Origin of the sequence: Oscillibacter sp. (assembly GCF_032018205.1) — a bacterium.
Classification (GTDB): Bacteria; Bacillota; Clostridia; order Oscillospirales; family Oscillospiraceae; genus Oscillibacter.
On the sequence record NZ_DALZOY010000002.1, the window covers coordinates 75,925 to 92,086 of the forward strand.

Here is a 16,162-nt window from a genome sequence, read left to right on the forward strand (position 1 = left end):
TCCCGGTTCAGCTCTTCCGTCTCGGTCTTTGCCTCAGCCAGACGGCGGTTCATCGTCTCCGCTTTGCCGTGAAGCTCCTTCAGCTCCGCCGCCCGGCTTAAAACGCCCGCGCTGCGGCTGACGCTGCCGCCAGTCATGGAGCCGCCCCGGTTCATCACCTGTCCGTCCAGCGTGACGATCCGAAAACGGTTTCCATACTTCCGGGCCATGGCAATGCCACAGTCTAAATCCTCCGCCACCACCGTGCGGCCCAAGAGATTTTTGAAAACACCCGCATATTGCGGGTCGTAGTCCACCAGACGGGAAGCAAGGCCCACATAACCGTATTCCCGCTCCAAGCCGCTCTCCCGCAGCTCGTCTCCCCGGATGGCGGACAGGGGCAGGAAGGTGGCTCGTCCCGCGTCCCTCTGCTTTAAAAAGCCGATGGCGGCCTTTGCATCCTCTTCCCGGTCCACCACAATGTTCTGAAGACCCGCGCCCAAGGCGATTTCGATGGCTACGGAGTATTTCCGCTCCACGCTCATCAGCCCTGCCACCGGTCCGCGAATCCCCCGCAGACTGCTTTGCGCCTGACACACCAGACGGACAGCCTTGGAAAAGCCCTCGTACTCCTTTTCCATCTCCGTCAGCAGCCGGATGCGGTTGTCCAGCGCCCCGGCGTCCATGGTCAGCTTGTTCGCGCGCTGCGCCGCTTCATCGGCCTTGCGCTGCCGCTCCTCCATTTTCATGGAGTGCCCGGCGATGATGTTGGCAACCGCCCCGGCCTCGTCCCGAGCATCCTCCAGCGCACGGCGGTTGGTCTTCGCCTCGCCGCCCGTCTGGTCCAGCCGTTCCCGGACACTCGTCAGCTCCGTTTCAGACGCGGCCCGGCGCTCTGAAATCTGAGTCCGCTCCGCCGCCGCCGCGGATGCCTCCGCCCGCGCGTCCGCAGCGGCGGACACCGCCAGCGTCTCCTTGGCCCTCAGTCGCTCCGCCTCGCTCAGTTTGCCCTCCGCCGTCTGGGATGCCTCCCGGGCCTGCGCCAAAAGGGCTTCCAGTGTCGCGGACTCTTCGGCAATCTGCCGGTCAATCTCCGCGATGCGCGCCGCCTGCTCCTCGATTTGCTTCGCAAGACCGTCCGCCCGGTTCTCCTGATCCCGCAGCTCCCGCTCCACCCGGTCAATGTTTTCCCGATGGTGGGCGGCGGTGGTTTTCAGCACGGCCACGGCGGATTCCTGCTCCGCCGCCTGCGCATCCTTTTCCCCGGCTTCCGACCGCAAACTTTCCGCTTCCATGTCCTTTTCCCGCATCCGCTGGCCGTATTGCTCGCCCTCGGCGTACAGCGCGTCCAGTTGAACCCGGGCCTCGTCCCGGGCGGCCTCGGCGGTGCGGAAGTCGCTCTCCAGCTTTCTGGCCCCGGCCTTCAGCGCGTCCAAATCCTCCAGCCAGGTGGAAATCTCCAAAATCCGCAGCTCATCCCGGAAAATCAGGTATTTTTTCGCCTTTTCCGCCTGATCCCGCAAAGGCTCCACCTGCAATTCAAGCTCCGCAATCTTGTCGTTGATGCGCACCAGATTTTCGTCCGTGCGCTGAAGCTTGCGCTCCGCCTCCTCCTTGCGGTGGCGGTATTTGGAGATGCCTGCGGCCTCCTCGAAAATTTCCCGGCGATCGCCGCTTTTGGTGGACAGAATCTCATCAATCTTGCCCTGTCCGATGATAGAATACCCCTCCCGGCCCATGCCGGTGTCCAAAAACAGCTCCGTCACGTCCTTGAGCCGGACGGACTGGCGGTTGATGTAATATTCGCTCTCCCCGCTGCGGTAGTACCGCCGGGTAACAGCCACCTCGGCTTCCTCCATGGCGGGGAAAATATGCTCCGTGTTGTCCAGCACCAGCGTCACCTGCGCAAACCCCTGCTGGGGCCGCTTGGCGGTGCCGCCGAAAATCACGTCCTCCATCTTCGCGCCCCGCAGGCCCTTCACGCTCTGCTCTCCCATGACCCAGCGGATGGCGTCGGAGGTATTCGATTTCCCGGAGCCGTTGGGCCCCACGATGGCGGTGATGTCCTCGCCGAACTTCAAAACTGTTTTGTCGGGAAAGGATTTGAAGCCCTGAATTTCCAATGCCTTTAAGTACAATGAAGCCACCTCTGTCCATAGAGATACTGTAACTACTCTACTATATCAAAAAAAGCATTTATATTCAAGGTACAATTTGAGAACGCTGTGGGAGAGACATTTCGCGAAGCGCCTCTGCCTTCAACTCTGCGGAGCGTAGGTTGCCATTTTGCCCGGAACGCGGTATTCTGCCCATAGCGGCAAATCCAGCGGAAATTAAGGAGCACAATTTTATGAATCACTATGTAACGGGCGCGGCCATCCGAGAGCTGCGGGAGAAAAAGCAGCTCACCCAGCGCCAGCTTGCCCAGACGCTTTGCGTCAGCGACAAAACCATTTCAAAATGGGAGACAGGCCGAGGCCTGCCGGATATCTCCCTGCTGGAACCCTTGTCCGCGGCCCTGAGCGTTTCGGTGGCGGAGCTTTTAAGCGGCGAATGCTTTGTCAACACCAACCGCTCTGGAAATCTTCTGCGGAGCAAGTTCTACGTCTGCCCCATCTGCGGAAACGTTCTGTGGGCCGCGGGTGAGGGTTCCTTTTCCTGCTGCGGCGTAAACCTTCCGCCGTTGGAAGCGGAAGAGCCGGACGAGGCCCACGGCCTGCGGGCACAGCGGCTAGACGGCGAGTGGTACGTCACGCTGGACCACCCCATGCGTAAGGACCACTTCATCAGCTTTTTTGCGCTGGTGACGGACAATCGGACGGAGATTGTCCGGCTCTATCCGGAGCAGAGCGCCGAGGCCCGCTTCCCCTATCGAAGCGGCACGCTTTACGCCTGCTGCAACCGCCACGGCCTGTTTCGCATCCAACTATAAAAACGCTGCGGGAGCGACTTTGCCCCCGCAGCGTTTTTCTGTTTGCCCACTCCGCCTGTTTTGCACCGCTTTCAGGAGGAGCGCTTTTTTCTTCCCGATTTCGGCTTTACTTCTCCATACAGCCAATCCAGCGCGTCGGAGAGCGTTCCCACCTGATCGATTAGACCAAGGCCCACGGCTTCTTCTCCGTACAGCACCGTGCCCACATCCGCCGCCATTTCTCCGGTTTTCATCATCAGAGACAGGAACGTATCCTTGTCAATGGCGCAGTTACGGGTGACGAAGTCCACAATGCGGTCCTGCAACCGCTCGAAGTAATGGTACGTCTGGGGCGCGGCAATCACCGTGCCACTCATGCGAACCGGGTGAACCGTCATCGCCGCCGAGGGCACCGCAAAGCTCCGCTTTGCCGCCACCGCCAGCGGGATGCCGATGGAGTGGCTTCCACCCAGCACCAGAGACGCGGTGGGCTTGCCCATGCCCGCAATCAGCTCCGCAATGCCAAGCCCGGCCTCGATGTCGCCGCCCACGGTGTTCAGAAGAAACAGCACGCCGTCCACCTCGTCAGACTGCTCCAGCGCCGCCAGCAGCGGCATCACATGCTCGTATTTTGTGGCTTTTGTGTTGGGCGCGGCGGCCATGTGCCCTTCGATTTGCCCGATGATGGTGAGGCAGTGGAGACTTCCCCTCCGGGTTTTGGTGGTGACGGAGCCGCTATCCACAATCTGCTGTTGCCAAGTCTCCGGGCTGGTTCCGTTTTTGTCGGACCCGGTGTCCGTGCCGGTGTCGGCCTCGTCTTCTTCCGTCTGCTTTTTTGTTTTTGTCTCTTCCGTCATGAAATCCCTCGCTTTCCGCACTAGCTTCTGCAAAAATTAGAAATTTACCCGGTTTCCTTTTGAAAAGCACCGTGATATAATGCTTCAATATATCATCATTCTCTTGAGGGGAGCTGACGGACTTTGAAGCAGCAGCGTATTGTGGTGAAGGTGGGCACCTCCACCCTCACCCACGACTCCGGCGCGCTGAACCTGCACCGCATTGAGCAGCTTGTGCGGGTTCTTTCGGATTTAAGCGGCATGGGCCATCAGGTAATTCTGGTGTCCTCCGGCGCCATTGCCGTGGGCGCGGCCCGGCTGAACATGCCAGAGCGGCCAAAAGAGCTGCGGCTTAAGCAGGCGGCAGCAGCAGTGGGCCAGTGCCGCATTATGCACATTTACGACAAGTTTTTTTCCGAGTATAACCGCACCGTCTCCCAGATTTTGCTGACAGGGGACGACGTAGACGATCCTATCCGGGCCGACCATCTCACCAGCACCTTCGGGGCGCTGCTGGAAATGAGGGTGATCCCCGTGGTGAATGAAAACGACTCCGTGTCCTCGGCGGAGATTGAAACCGGGCGGCACAAGGTTTTGGGCGACAACGACACGCTTTCCGCCATCGTGGCAAAGCTGTGCCGGGCGGACCTGCTGATTCTGATTTCGGACATTGACGGTCTGTACGACGCGGACCCCCACACTCATCCGGATGCAAAGCTTATCCGCCGGGTGGAGGCGCTGACGCCGGAGATTCTGGAAATGGCCGGGGGCGCAGGCTCGTGGCGGGGCACCGGCGGCATGGCCACCAAGCTGTCCGCCGCTAAAATCGCCACAGAGGCAGGCTGCGACATGGTGATCACCAACGGAGATCGGACCGAGGACCTGTACGGCATCGTGGATGGCGCGGAAATCGGAACCAGATTTTTAGCTTTAAAATGAGGAGGCGCGGAGCATGGAACCTATGACAGCTTTAGAGCGGCAGGGCCAATTGGCCCGGGCCGCCGGACGGGTGCTGGCCATTACCGGCACGGCGCAGAAAAACGCCGCGCTGGAGGCCATCGCCAATTTTCTGACGAAAAAACAAGACGTATGGCTCTCCGCCAACGCGGAGGATGTGGCCGCCGCAGCGGCGGCGGGCATGCGCCCCGCCATGCTGGACCGGCTGACGCTGACAAAGGACCGGATTGCCGGGATTGTGGAGGGCATTCGTCAGGTAGCGGCTCTGCCAGACCCCATCGGCACGGTGACAAAAATGGAAACCCGGCCCAATGGGCTGATTATCGGGCGGCGGCGGGTCCCCCTCGGGGTCATCGCCATCATTTACGAGGCCCGACCCAACGTCACCGCCGACGCGGCGGCCCTGTGCCTGAAATCCGGCAACGCCTGCATTCTCAGGGGCGGGAAGGAAGCCATTCGCTCCAACCGGGCGGCGGCGGAACTGATGCGCGCCGCGCTGGAAAACGCGGGTCTGCCCGCAGACTGCATCTCGCTGGTGCAGGACACCAGCCGCGACACGGCAAACGAGCTGATGCACCTGACGGGATACGTAGACGTGCTGATTCCCCGGGGCGGCGCAGACCTGATTCGCGCCGTGTCAAAAAACGCAAGCGTTCCCGTCATCCGCACGGGCGAGGGCGTGTGTCACGTCTATATAGACAGCGAGGCAGACTTGGACATGGGCGCCAAAATCCTGTTCAACGCCAAATGCTCCCGCCCCTCCGTGTGCAACGCTGCGGAGTGCGTGCTGGTGGCGGAGGACGTGGCGGGCGCCTTTTTTGAAAAGGCCGTCCCCCTGTTGAAGGAGAAAAACGTGGAGCTGCGGTGCGACGAGGTTTCTCTGCCCATGATTGGAAAAGGCGGCGTTCCTGCTCAGGAATCAGACTGGGACGCGGAGTATGACGACTATATTCTGGCTGTCCATGTTGTAAAAAATGCGGCGGAGGCCATTGAGTTTATTAACGCCCACGGCACCGGCCACTCTGAGTCCATTATTACCAAAAACTATTTTACCGCCCAGCACTTTTTGAACGCGGTGGACGCGGCCGCGGTCTATGTCAACGCCTCCACCCGGTTTACCGACGGGTTTGAATTTGGTCTGGGCGCGGAAATCGGCATCTCCACCCAGAAGATGCACGCCCGGGGTCCCATGGGCTTAGAGGAGCTGACCAGCTCCAAATATGTGATTTACGGCGAGGGCCAGATTCGGGAATAACCGTTCCGGCCCCGGAGGAGCAGTCCGCCGGGGCCGGGCGAATGTACGAAATGTACGAAAGGTAGGAGCGATATGGCAACTTACGGATTTATCGGCGTTGGAAACATGGGCGGGGCGCTGGCCCGGGCGGTATGCCGCACGGTGGAGCCCGATCAGGTGTTTCTCTCCAACCGCACCATGGCAAAGGCGGAGGCGCTGGCTGAGGAGCTGGGCTGCCGCACGGCGGACGGCGAGGCCGTGGCTGGGAGCGCGGATTTCATCTTTCTGGGCGTGAAGCCCCACATGATGAAATATCTTTTGGCCGACATCGGCCCGGTTCTTGCCGCGAGGGAGACGCGATTTATTCTGGTGAGCATGGCGGCGGGCCTGTCCATCGCGGACATTCAGGAGCTGACTGGAGAGCCGTATCCTGTGATCCGCGTCATGCCCAACACCCCTTGCTCCATCGGCGAGGGGATGACACTGTATTCCCTCAGCGCCGACGTGTCCGCCGAAGAGGAGCAGGCATTTCTTGCCGACATGGCCGGGGCTGGAAAGTTCATGGCGCTGGAGGAACGGCTTATCGACGCGGGCAGCGCCGTCTCCGGCTGTGGTCCGGCGTTTATCTGCCTGTTTTTGGAGGCTTTGGCGGACGGCGGCGTGGCCTGCGGCCTGCCCCGGGCCACAGCCATGGAGCTTGCATCCCAAACGCTGGTGGGCACAGCCCGTTTGCAGCAGGAGAGCGGAAAGCACCCCGGCATGCTGAAGGACGCGGTGTGTTCCCCCGGCGGAACCACCATTCAGGGCGTTCGCGCGCTGGAGGATGGCGGTTTCCGGGCTGCAGCAATGAATGCGGTCATCGCTGCGTATGAGAAGACTGCCGCGCTCAAACAATAAGGCTCTGTTCCATTCATCATTGAAATGACTGTATCTTTATGCGCACGGCAGGCCTTTAAACAAAGCCTGCCGTGCGCTTTATCATGCTCCCTTTCCGAGCGCAAGTCCATGTCCTTTTGGCTATTTCCCTCCTCCGTTCAAAAATTTTTAAACTTTTTTCTAAATTTGGGAACCTGACAATGCATTATTTGCTCTAACAGTCAGAGCTCAAATTTGGATCGGCCATCCGGAAAAGGACTTTGTATGTACCCAGATAGTTACACAGAAAGGAACAACCGCCGTGGACAGAGATGATTTTGCTTCCCGCGTCGTCGCGGCAGAGCCCACGCTGTACCGCATTTCCAAGTCCATCCTGAAAAATGACAGCGACTGCGCGGATGCGGTGCAGGAGGCGATTGCGGCGGCATATGGCAAGCTCCCCTCCTTACGGGAGCCAGGTTATTTTAAAACGTGGCTTTGCAGAATCTTGATTCATGAGTGCTACCGTATTTACCGCGCAAACCGAAAAACCGTGTCTCTGGAGGAATATGCACATCTGGAGACAGCCCCGCCCCAGAGCCGGGACCCCGGTCTCTACGCCGCCATCATGGCGCTGCGGGAGGAACTGCGGTTGGTGATTGTGCTGCACTACGTGGAGGGCTTTCAGGTGACGGAGATTGCGCAAATGCTGAAAATTCCGGAGGGGACAGTGAAAAGCCGCCTCTCCCGCGCCCGGACCGCGTTGCGCGCGGCCCTTGAAAAAAAGGAGGTATCGGCATATGACGCATGAAGACTGGGACGGCGTGTTTCCCGACGCGCCGCAGAACTTCCACCAAGCCGTGGAGCGGGCTCTTAACGAATGCGCCCCCGGCCGGACCGAAAGGAGATTTCATATGAGACGAAAATCCCTCTTAATTGTAGCTGCCACGGTGGCCGCACTTTGCGTGACAGCGGCCGCCGCCTACGTTTTCCAGTGGAACGAGGCCATGGCCCGGCGCTTTGGCGCGGACCCGGCGCAGCAGGAGCAGCTGTCCTCCTCCGGGGCGGTGGGCGCCCCGGAACAGTCTGTTACAGAAAACGGATTGACGGTATCGGCCCTGCAAACGCTTGGGGATCAGAACGGCGTTTATCTGCTTTTTTCCGTCAAAGCGCCTGATGGCACAGCGCTGACAGACACCAGCGGCTTTGAAATGCTGAGCGTGAAACTTGAAGGCTCAGACCACGTCAGTTGGAGCGGCGGATTTATGAGCGGCCCGACCCAAACCGCCTCTCTTTCCGGGACGGACAACGAGCGCTATTTTGAGCTGCGGCTGTACAATTCCCAGCAGGCGGACTGGAACGGCAAAACCATCACTCTGGATTTTGCAAATCTTCAGGCCGACCGGGGCAAGCTGGATATGTACACCGTAACAGAGGGGCAATGGTCTTTGTCCTGGCCCTTGACCTACACAGATGCCATGCAAAGCTTTGCCTCCGGCGAAACCCATCTGGTGAACGGCCACGCGGTGACGGTGGACTCTGTTCAGCTCTCCCCGTTGTCTCTGGCGCTTTCTCTCAGCGGAGACGGGCTGGAATCCCTCGTTGAGAACTCTGATTTGAACGAGGCCGGTTCTTTGTGCACCGTGTCTCTGACCATGGAGGACGGAACCGTCCTCGACGAGCTGTATGGCCCCGGAACCGAAGGGTACGCGGAAGGACTTTATGGGCGCACCACCAGCTTTGATCAAATCGTGGACGCAGACCGGGCAACGGCGCTCACCCTGACCTTCTTCTGGGAAAGCGGTGAAAACACCATTACAATTCCTTTGAATTGATCAACGGCGCATTGCATAGACGAGGAGGAGCGGCCACAAGGCCGCTCCTCCTCAATATTTTGCAAGTCGGCAAGGGCACGGTCATGAATTAAAAATGCAGAGAATATTTCCCCGTCAACCGCGCATACTGGGGCCAGAGGTGATTTTATGCAGTTAAGTCAAAAAGAAAGCAGTCTCTTAAAAGATTTGAAGGGACAGGAACAGCTTTGTGTGGACAAATACACCAAGCACGCCTCCTGCGCGGCGGACCCCCAGTTAAAGGATCTGTTCAATCAAATTGCCCAAACCGAGCAACAGCACCTTGACACCATCACACAAATGGAAAAGGGTACGGTTCCGTCCACAGGCGGCGGGTCGCAGAAGAGCCAGCCTACCTTCAAGGCAACCTATGGAGCGGCGGACACGCAGGACAAACAGAACGACAGCTATTTGTGCTCCGACGTACTCTCCACGGAAAAGCACGCTTCCCATCTTTACGACACCTGCGTCTTCGAGTTTAAGGACGAAAAAGCCCGCGACGCCCTGAACCACATCCAGAAGGAAGAGCAGGAGCACGGCAAAATGATTTACGACTATATGTCCGCCAACGGCATGTACTCGTAACCCCCAGCCCCGCCGAAAGGCGGGGCTTTTCCTTTTCCCCAGCGTTCCCCCCTCCCGGCGAGAAATTATTTTGCAGAAAGATGTACGGCGGCGTACAACCGCCTTTGCCCGCCTCCATTTAACAACACACAAACAGGAGGTACGGCATGAGCAGAGAAGCAATTGGAGAAAACGGAGCTGTTTTGGGAAGCGGCGAGTATTGGAGTCGGGTAAACCGCTCCACCTTTTTCGGCGGACTGATGCGGCGGGCATCGGAGGCAAGCTATCAGGAAACACTGCGGGAAACCGGCAGTCGGGCAAGCGACATGGTGGAGGAAATCCACGAAGATTTGCAGGAGCACAAAACGCGGCTTTCTTCCATTGACTACGGGCGGAGAAATGCCCTTGCAAAACAGGTTCAGGGGCTGTATGATGTTTGCAGAATGGCAGATACTTCCTGCACCCACAGCGGCGAATGCATTACTATGCTGAACCTCTCGAGCCTTTTCGGCAATCCTTTCAGCGACGAACGCGCAATCGAAGCCGCCATCCGCAAGGTAAAAAACAATCCGGATTTCTTTGCCAGTGAATGCATTGATCTGATTGAGAAAGCCGCGGACTGGGGCATCGCTTTTGCCGCCGGAAGCAGCGAGAAAAAGCGGGCGTTTCTGGAAGACGTTGCGCAGGGAAAGGGCAAGGACTTTTTGCAGGAGGTTGCGGACGCCTATCAGGCTGGAAGCGATGCAGCGGATACCCGGGGAAAGTGCGGCCACTCCATCGGGAGCCGCGAATATCTGGACCGCATGGAGCGGGTTGTTTTCCGACAGGATGTCCCAACCATGTACAGCGCCCGCTGGGGAAGCCCGGACTATGACGGGCTGTTGAAAAGTTCGCTGGAATCCATTGCTCACCAGCTGGATCGGGACTTGGAGCGCAATGAGCGGGAGAACAACTACATCACCGATGATACCGCCAAAGAACTGAAGCTTGCCGTCGGCGAGCTGGAGCGCTGCGGTATCAATACCGGCTCGGCCAGCAGTAAGATTGAAAAGCTGGCGTGGTTTGTGGGCGGCGACCCGGCAAAAATCCGGGAGCTGCAAAGTAAGCTCAACCAGTTGGGCATTGGGGAGCATCTTAATGAGGACGGCGTTTACGGAGGAAAAACTCTGGCGGCGTGGGAGAGACTTATTAAAAATTTGGAGCACGGAACGGTGCCGACACTTGCTTGGATTGACCCGCTGCAAAATAACGCAGGATTAATGATTGCAGGCAGTAATAATATGCCCAATAATTCCATTGCAGATGTAAAGACTGGCTATCGGTATCTTCGAATTGATACACCTCATATTAGTAAAAACGGAGCGCCACATAAAGCTTTCTTTCGAGGGGAGCAACTGCCAATTGATTATAATCACCTTAATGTTGATTTTGGGAATCATCCCACCGCGCTTCAATCCTGGCTTAAAAAGAGATATAATCACTATCCGCTCAGCGACAGCGCTTACGACATGTTAAAAGATTTGAAAAGCGCCGGCAAGAAGGTTCGTGTTGCCGGGAAAGTATTGCTGGTTGCAGGAATTGCACTGGATGTGCTGGAACTTGGAACGACGATTGATGCAGATTTAAAGGATGCAGATCGGAAACTTGGAAAAACAACGCTTTCCACCGCCGTCGGTATCGGCGGAAGCTGGGCGGGCGCCGCACTGGGGGCAAAGCTGGGCGCGCTTGCGGGCGTGGCAGCCGGTCCGGCCGCATTTATTACGGTCCCCGTTTTAAGTCTTGCGGGCGGCATTGTCGGTGCTTTGGGCGGGGATGCCCTTGGGAGATACATCGTGGACATTACCTGTACGGAGGATTGAATTGAAATGAGCTTTATCAACAGCTTTTTTAAGCGAGCGCTTTCTACGCAGTATGCCGTGCAGAATGAGCAGGCATGGTGCGACAAAATGTACTTTCTGGAATGCACAGAAGGATCCTCAAAAAATATTTCAGGCACTTACATTCGGTACGAGTTTACACAAGATTTAGATGAATATGACGCCAGAATTGTAAGACTCAGCGAGGAGATTATAAAACGATTTTGCGGTTCCAGACAAGTTTTAACAAGAATTTACTCCGACAGGGAGTTTTCAAAAAAAGAGGCACGCAATTCAAAACATTTGCTCTTTACCGTGCGGTATCGTGAGTTTTTGGAGAGCATGGATTCCACGATCTCAATGTACGCGGAAAACGAAAGAACGCTGTTTCTTCTGACGGACGGCTTTGACGGGACCGCCCTCTGGGCAAATCAGAAAATCGATACAGAAAATCGCTGCTACTTTGATTTTTATGTTTTGCCGGAAAATTCTGCGACTTTTACCGCCAAAGAAACTGCAGAAGCGGTTGCCGCCGGAAATTACGATGTGTGGTTTCAGATCTGTGAGAATGGAGCTTCCGCTCTATATGTAACACTGAATCCCGAAACGGTTGACGTGGGTGAATTGCAGGAGCTGATCGCAGCGGTTTGCGAAGAAAATAATATTTTGTTTCAGAATCCGAAAGAGTATGAAGGGTAGTTGTATGGCGCAAAAACAGGATCATTCCATGCTGTATGGCGCGTTGGGTGGGTTTGGACTTTTTGTGTTGCTGCCGCTTTTAAATGCGTTGTATTTCACATGGGTGGAGTACACCCACTCGGAGGATCGCATTGTTTTTCCGGCGGGAACGCAGGTCACAAGAACGAATGACTATGATGGATTTCCAGCAAATGGGACTGCCACCATCACGGCGCACATCTTGCCGGATAAATCCGAAGAGTTTGCACAACAGTTGCAGAAGAACGGGTTTCAGGAATCACCGATTCCTGAAAATATACAATTGCAGTTGAGATATGTCTCCGAAGCGGAGGCCGCGGCTCAGGTTACTAATGATTTGTGGTATTTTCAAGATGATACTCCTAAAGAGTTTTCTGGTGGAGACTGTCTTAATTATACATTTGAAATTTGCGATTTGGACGCCTGTATCTATTACAGCATCGAATACGATTCCTGAGCGACTGCGCGCTTGCGGGCGTGGCAACCGGTCCGGCCGCGCCCATTGTGATTCCAATTTTGAGTCTTGTTGGCGGTATCGGCAGAAGTTGGGCGGGCGCAGCACCGGGTGCAAAAGGTGGCGCAATGCTGGGAGCTGCTGCAGGAACAGCATTCTTTCCTTTTGTTGGGACAGCAATAGGGGGTGTCATTGGTGGTACCTTTGGTGGAATCGGTGGAGGTATCGTGGGAGATAAGCTCGCCACATATATCGTTGACATCGCATATTTGGAGGACTGACAAATGGAACTACAAAAGGAGCAGTTGCCAATATACTATTTGATAGGTGGAGCTAACTTGCAGGGTTTGCCCACCTTTAATCTAACCTATCCCGGCGAAACAGGTGATAATATTTTTTCGCGGGCATGTATCGATATTATGACAAGATTGAGTGAAGAACAGTGGGTCAAGTTATGGATAGGAAACGGCAATAATCGAAATTTTCTTCTTCCAAATGGAGAAAAAAGCTTTAAAAAAGAAAGTTTTGCGAAAGCCTTGCAGCGCACCTGGAGAGAAAAAGAGGGTGTAAAGTTGTTTTTTCAAACAAAGAAAGCGCCAAGCGCTTTTCTTTATAAAAAAAGCGTGCTACAGGATGCAATGGTCTTTTCCAAAGGTGTGGAACAATCTATTTTACAGGCCTATTTAACAAAAATTCAGCCAGAGTTTCACGTATGTGAAACATTCTTATTGGTTTATCAGAATTTGGATGATAACTTAAACCATTATGAGACTGCGGAAGAAGCCGATGTCCGTTCCGACTGGAAAATATTTATTCAGTATGGAGAAATGCCTGATCAGATGGATATCACAACTAATTCCAGGAATTTTGATATTGAGTACATTAAGGGAATAGTTGGTGAAATTTGTAAAAAATATGAAAGAGACTTAAAAACTGTGCAATTATAATTAGCAAAGAAAACTCGTATCGCTGGAAAAGTATTGCTGGTAGCGGGAATTGCATTGGATGCACTGGAACTACATCAAACAATTGAAAATGACTTACATGATGCGGATCAAAAAATTGGCAAAAAGACATATGCAACTGCTGCAAGCATCGGCGGCAGTTGGGTCGGTGGAGCACTTGGCGCGAATGGCGGCGCTATACTGGGTGCAAGCATCGGAACAGCCATTCTTCCTGGCGTTGGAACTGCAATCGGCGGTATAGCCGTAGGATTGTTTCTAGGAATTGCAGGTTCATTTGCTGGGGATAAGCTAGGAAATTATGTTGTTGACATTACAGTAATGGAGTGAGAACCATGGTTTTTAGAAAATCCAAGCAGAAAATATGTACCCCTGTGGGGAAAGACGCACAAATTGCCTTAATTTCGGGCGGATTCTATTCACATGAAAAAGCGGAAAATACAGAAAACTCGCTCTATTGCCTTTATCCACTGGATGCAGGTGGAGATTTAGAATTTGCCGCTCTGGCAAAAGAGTATGCGGCCTCTCTGCTGAACCGTTTTCCTGCAGTGATCAATCAATGCCAAAGTATCTTTTCGGAAGATATTCGGGAAGAGGCGTTTTTTCATGCCTATTTGAAGACGGGGAAAAAGCCAATTATTACGAAGGGACGAACTGTAATTACAATGACAGAGGGAATCGATGAACAATTACTGGATTGCATTCCAGAAAATGAGTCAGCGCATTATGAACTTACCTTTTACGGGTTTCTTACGCCACTTTCTGCGAAACTTGAAAAAAGTGATTACGCAATTAAGGTATATTATCACGAAGAGCATGACTACTTGCAGCTTGAGGTTCCTCATATGACAGATTCCATTCTTGAACAGCTTTTGGAGATTTGTAAAAAGCATCGGAGAAAATTAAATTTATTACAGTAAAATCATAAATTGTGCAGTTTCAGAATCCGAAAGAGTATGAAGGGTAGTTGTATGGCACAAAAACGGGATCGTTCCATGTTCTATGGCGTGTTAGGTGGTCTTGGGCTTTTTGTGTTTCTGCCGCTTTTCACCGTGTTATTTTTCAAAGGGGTCGGTTATATATATTCAAAAACCCACCCCTTTTACCCCGAGGGAACACAACTCACTCGAACAGGTGACCGCGGATTTCGCGCGGGTGGAGCCGCAACTGATACGGCTTATATTCCGCCGGATGCCTCCGAAGAGTTTGCTCAAAAGTTGCGGGAGGACGGATTTAAAGAAACGCCGCTTTCTGATTTTGCACAGCAGACCTTGTTAGACATCAGGGAATTGGAATACGTCGGTCAGGTTACAAATGGCCTGTGGCTTTTCTGGGATGATAGTCCTGAAGAGACTTCAAACGGAGAGTGCACAGACTTCCGGATAGAAATTTACGATTTGGACGCCTGCATCTATTACAGTATCGAATACGATTCCTGAAGCACTTTTAGCGCACAGCCGGACATGGGGTTCCCTGTCCGGCTGTGCTTTTTACCTGCATAAGCCGTGGCCCATACGCGCTTTGCTGAGGGCACAGCCAAAGCCGCTCTATTTTCCCGTTGCCCCGGTTCGCTCCCTGTGCTACAATGAAGCTGTCATTTCCCGGCGGCGGAACGGCTTTTGACCCTTTGCCCGCCGGTGCTTCAGGAGGAACCTCATGAAAGTCGCCCTGCAATTTGCCATGCCTGCGGAGCTGCATGCCCTTCCCGGCGCACGGGAGCTTCCGGTCATCGAAACCGTCTCCGGCATTCCGTTTTTTGAAGTCGCACCGGGAATCCTTGCCTGCGCGGGCGGCGTGGGCAAGGTCAACGCCGCCGCTGCCGCCGAAATTCTCTGTCTGCGCTTTGGCGCGGAGCTGATTTTAAACGCAGGGGTAGCAGGCTGCTGCACGGACCTTGCCATCGGTTCCCTTGTGGTGGCGGACACGCTGGTACAGCATGACGTGGACACCACCGCCGTGGGGGACCCCATCGGACTTGTGTCCACCGTGAACAGAACGGAATTTCCCTCATGGGACCCGGACGCCTGCCTATCCCTTCTCAAAAAGCAGGGCGTGGATGCCGTAAAGGGCCGGGTAGCCACCGGGGATTGGTTTGCCGTGAAGGGGGATCGCGCCCGGTGGATCGCCGACACTTTCCATCCCCTGCTGGTGGAGATGGAAGCCTGCGCCGTGGCGCAGGTCTGCCTACGCAACGATGTGAAATTTGCCGCGCTGAAATCCGTGTCCGACCACCTGTTTTTTGACAATCAGGCGGAGGAATATTTTGACTTTACGCAGGCGCTGGAAAGCCTTGGGCGGGTGGTCCTGCCCCTTGCCCAAGCGCTGTCGGATCTGTAAGGGGGCTTTTTCATGAACACCGTCCGTCTCTATACCCGCCAGAGCGACAAAACTTTGCTGATGCTGGAGCATGGCGGGCGCATTGTAAACCAGCGGATTTACGTACAGCTTCACTTCGGTGACATGGCGGGGCACTACCTTGACTGCTACGACTGGTTTGCCCGGGAGGCCACTCGCCTTGTCCCCAAGCCAGAAGGGGCGGAGCTGTCCATCTGGTGCACACCCAATGTGAAAAACTGCCTGCCGCCTATTGAGGGGACGGTGGTCTACGCGCTGGACGTGCCGGAGGACCGGATTGTATTTTTTGACGACGCAAAGTGGGACTACGTCCTCAATCACCGCTATCTCCCATTGGACGACGCGGACGAGGCCGCGTACCGCAAACACCTGCAAGACATCGGCGTCACCAATTCCTTTGAGTTTTTCGAGGGGCGGTACGCCGGGAAATACCCGGAGGAGACGGATCGGATTCTGGAGAGCTGGAAGCGGGTCTTTGACCCCATCGGCCGCGCCTCCCCCACCGCCTGCGGCAACCTCTGGGAGATCAGACAGGCGCAAATTGTCCGCGTTTTCCATTCTGGCGAGACGGTAGTCCCCGTATAGTTCGGAAAATATGCAAAAATGCGTCAATTTTGCTTGACAAGGCC

Annotated in this window: 18 protein-coding genes; 16 read left to right on the plus strand and 2 right to left on the minus strand. The window is 55.1% G+C overall.

What is annotated here, in order from left to right; genetic code table 11:
• Nucleotides 1-2,060, minus strand: a 2,060-nt coding sequence (gene smc, locus RTU96_RS01820) for a chromosome segregation protein SMC (RefSeq protein WP_312634629.1), incomplete at its 3' end; no start/stop codon positions are given.
• A gap of 269 nt (nt 2,061-2,329) precedes the next feature.
• Between smc and RTU96_RS01825 the strand changes: the two genes are divergently transcribed.
• On the plus strand, nt 2,330-2,911 hold the full coding sequence (locus RTU96_RS01825) for a helix-turn-helix domain-containing protein (RefSeq protein ID WP_312634630.1): 582 nt from the start codon (nt 2,330-2,332) through the stop codon (nt 2,909-2,911).
• A 71-nt stretch (nt 2,912-2,982) separates the two neighbouring features.
• Here the strand turns inward: RTU96_RS01825 and RTU96_RS01830 are convergent, their stop codons facing one another.
• Complete coding sequence (locus RTU96_RS01830; RefSeq protein WP_312634631.1) at nt 2,983-3,747, minus strand: ATP-dependent Clp protease proteolytic subunit; 765 nt, start codon at nt 3,745-3,747, stop codon at nt 2,983-2,985.
• Between the two features lie 123 nt (nt 3,748-3,870).
• Here RTU96_RS01830 and proB point away from each other — a divergent pair, with 123 nt between their 5' ends.
• The 15 genes from proB to RTU96_RS01905 all read left to right on the plus strand — a co-directional run bounded on the left by proB (nt 3,871) and on the right by RTU96_RS01905 (nt 16,118).
• Nucleotides 3,871-4,665, plus strand: coding sequence for a glutamate 5-kinase (proB, locus tag RTU96_RS01835; protein ID WP_312634633.1), 795 nt, complete (start codon nt 3,871-3,873; stop codon nt 4,663-4,665).
• 22 nt (nt 4,666-4,687) lie between these two features.
• Nucleotides 4,688-5,938, plus strand: a complete 1,251-nt coding sequence (locus RTU96_RS01840; protein WP_312634831.1) for a glutamate-5-semialdehyde dehydrogenase — start codon at nt 4,688-4,690, stop codon at nt 5,936-5,938.
• A 72-nt stretch (nt 5,939-6,010) separates the two neighbouring features.
• The gene (gene proC / locus RTU96_RS01845) at nt 6,011-6,814 is read left to right on the plus strand and encodes a pyrroline-5-carboxylate reductase (protein WP_312634635.1); all 804 of its coding nucleotides are present in this window, start codon (nt 6,011-6,013) and stop codon (nt 6,812-6,814) included.
• Nucleotides 6,815-7,094: 280 nt separating this feature from the next.
• Complete coding sequence (locus tag RTU96_RS01850; protein WP_312159554.1) at nt 7,095-7,583, plus strand: sigma-70 family RNA polymerase sigma factor; 489 nt, start codon at nt 7,095-7,097, stop codon at nt 7,581-7,583.
• A complete protein-coding gene (locus RTU96_RS01855) occupies nt 7,573-8,607 on the plus strand; it encodes a hypothetical protein (RefSeq protein ID WP_312634637.1) in 1,035 nt (344 codons plus the stop codon). Before RTU96_RS01850 ends, RTU96_RS01855 begins: the two co-directional genes overlap by 11 nt.
• Nucleotides 8,608-8,754: 147 nt before the next feature.
• Nucleotides 8,755-9,210, plus strand: coding sequence for a ferritin-like domain-containing protein (locus RTU96_RS01860; protein WP_294855808.1), 456 nt, complete (start codon nt 8,755-8,757; stop codon nt 9,208-9,210).
• A gap of 146 nt (nt 9,211-9,356) precedes the next feature.
• A complete protein-coding gene (locus tag RTU96_RS01865; RefSeq protein ID WP_312634639.1) occupies nt 9,357-11,048 on the plus strand; it encodes a hypothetical protein in 1,692 nt (563 codons plus the stop codon).
• A 6-nt stretch (nt 11,049-11,054) separates the two neighbouring features.
• On the plus strand, nt 11,055-11,744 hold the full coding sequence (locus tag RTU96_RS01870) for a hypothetical protein (protein WP_312634640.1): 690 nt from the start codon (nt 11,055-11,057) through the stop codon (nt 11,742-11,744).
• Between the two features lie 4 nt (nt 11,745-11,748).
• Nucleotides 11,749-12,219 (plus strand): hypothetical protein, encoded by a 471-nt coding sequence (locus RTU96_RS01875; protein WP_312634641.1) that lies wholly within the window; start codon nt 11,749-11,751, stop codon nt 12,217-12,219.
• A gap of 281 nt (nt 12,220-12,500) precedes the next feature.
• Nucleotides 12,501-13,163, plus strand: coding sequence for a hypothetical protein (locus RTU96_RS01880; RefSeq protein WP_312634642.1), 663 nt, complete (start codon nt 12,501-12,503; stop codon nt 13,161-13,163).
• Between the two features lie 54 nt (nt 13,164-13,217).
• Complete coding sequence (locus tag RTU96_RS01885) at nt 13,218-13,508, plus strand: hypothetical protein (protein WP_312634643.1); 291 nt, start codon at nt 13,218-13,220, stop codon at nt 13,506-13,508.
• 5 nt (nt 13,509-13,513) lie between these two features.
• Nucleotides 13,514-14,098, plus strand: coding sequence for a hypothetical protein (locus RTU96_RS01890; protein ID WP_312634644.1), 585 nt, complete (start codon nt 13,514-13,516; stop codon nt 14,096-14,098).
• A 51-nt stretch (nt 14,099-14,149) separates the two neighbouring features.
• Entirely contained in the window at nt 14,150-14,617 is a 468-nt protein-coding gene (locus RTU96_RS01895) for a hypothetical protein (protein ID WP_312634645.1), read from the plus strand.
• Nucleotides 14,618-14,834: 217 nt separating this feature from the next.
• Nucleotides 14,835-15,515: a 5'-methylthioadenosine/S-adenosylhomocysteine nucleosidase gene (locus RTU96_RS01900; RefSeq protein WP_312634646.1), complete on the plus strand. Its 681-nt coding sequence runs from the start codon at nt 14,835-14,837 to the stop codon at nt 15,513-15,515.
• Nucleotides 15,516-15,527: 12 nt separating this feature from the next.
• Nucleotides 15,528-16,118 carry a DUF3841 domain-containing protein gene (locus tag RTU96_RS01905; protein ID WP_312634647.1) on the plus strand — a complete coding sequence of 197 codons (591 nt, stop codon included), beginning with the start codon at nt 15,528-15,530 and terminating at the stop codon, nt 16,116-16,118.
• Nucleotides 16,119-16,162: the final 44 nt, after the last annotated feature.